This window comes from Brevundimonas sp., from assembly GCF_036405315.1.
In the GTDB taxonomy this organism is placed as follows: Bacteria; Pseudomonadota; Alphaproteobacteria; order Caulobacterales; family Caulobacteraceae; genus Brevundimonas.
The window spans coordinates 1-1,627 of record NZ_DASWXW010000011.1 but is presented as its reverse complement, the minus strand read 5'-3'; the positions used below and the strand labels follow the sequence as shown (position 1 = coordinate 1,627).

General features: G+C 67.9%; 1 protein-coding gene. It reads right to left on the bottom strand.

Features of this window, described 5'->3' with window-relative positions:
• A partial coding sequence (nuoG, locus tag VGE49_RS00435; protein WP_331032620.1) for an NADH-quinone oxidoreductase subunit NuoG occupies positions 1-1,627 on the bottom strand: 1,627 nt, incomplete at both ends.

Below are 1,627 nucleotides of genomic sequence, written 5' to 3'. Positions count from 1 at the left end.
GGCCATGGTTTCGCTGGCGCGCGCGATCGGGTTGGTCAGGTAGGGATCGACGATGGTCGAGACGAAGGCGACGTCGCCCAGATCGCCCTTGGTGCCCAGGGCCGCCACGTCGAACGACGCGGCCGGGGCCAGATAGTCGATCCGGCCAAAGGTCGGATGGTCGCCCATCAGCTTGGCGCGCAGCTGCTCCAGGGTGTCGAACGGCAGCTTGCAGCCGACGCGTTCCGACAGGGCGCGGATGACGGCCCAGTCTTCCTTGGCCTCGCCCTTGGGGAAGACCACGCGTTCGGCCATCTGCACCCGGCCCTCGGTGTTCACGTAGAGGCCCGACTTCTCGGTGTAGGCGGCGCCCGGCAGGATGACGTCGGCGCCGTGCGCGCCGCGGTCGCCGTGCGAACCCAGATAGACGCGGAAGGCGCCCGAAGCGTCGGCGTTCACCTCGTCGGCGCCCAGCAGGAACAGCACGTCCAGCGCGCCCGGCTTGAGCATGCCGGCCACGTCCAGACCGCCCTCGGCCGGGACGAAGCCCATGTCCAGGCCGCCGACGCGCGCGGCGGCGGTGTGCAGGACGTTGAAGCCGTTCCAGCCGTCCTTGACCACGCCGACCTTCTTGGCCAGCGCGCCCAGGGCGTTCAGCACGGCCGCGCCGGTCTCGCCGACCAGGGCGCCCGCGCCGACGATGATCGCCGGACGTTCAGCCTTGGTCAGGAAGTCGACGGCGGCCTTGGGCAGCTTGCCGACGGTCTTCGAACCGGCGCCCAGGTAGTTGTAGTCATAGGTCAGATCGACCTGTTCGCCGATGACGCCGATCTCGGCGGCGCCCTTCAGCCAGGCCTTGCGAAGGCGCGTGTTCAGCAGCGGCGCTTCGGTGCGCGGATTGGCGCCGACGATCAGAATGGCGTCAGCGTTTTCAATGCCTTGCAGGCCGGAGTTGAACAGCCAGCCCTCGCGAGCCCCCTGCCCGATCGCGGCGCCGTCCTGACGGCAGTCGGTGTTGGCCGAGCCCAGGGCGCGGAACAGGTCCAGCGTCGCCTTCATCGACTCGGCGTCCTGCAGGTCGCCGGCGATGACGCCGATACGGTCAGCCGAGGTCGACTTGATCTTGCTCGCCACGGCGTTCAGCGCCTCGTCCCACGAAGCCACGCGCAGCTTGCCGTTCTCACGCACCCAAGGACGGTCCAGACGACGCGCCTGCAGGCCGTCGACGGCGTAGCGCGAACGGTCCGACAGCCACTCTTCGTTGATGCCTTCGTTCACGCGCGGCAGAACGCGCATGACCTCGGCGCCGCGCGAGTCGGCGCGGATGTTCGAGCCCAGGGCGTCCATGACGTCGATGGTCTCGGTCTTCTTCAGCTCCCACGGACGATAGTGATACTGCCACGGGCGGTGCGTCAGGGCGCCCACCGGGCACAGGTCGTTGACGTTGCCCGACAGCTCGCTGTCGATGTTCTTTTCCAGATAGGTCGTGATCTCGGCGCTTTCGCCGCGCGAGATCATGCCGATGTCCGGCACGCCGGCCACTTCGGTGATGAAGCGAACGCAACGCGTGCACTGGATGCAGCGCGTCATGAACGTCTTGACCGTCGGGCCCATGTTCTTTTCTTCGACCGCGCGCTTGTTCTCGCCA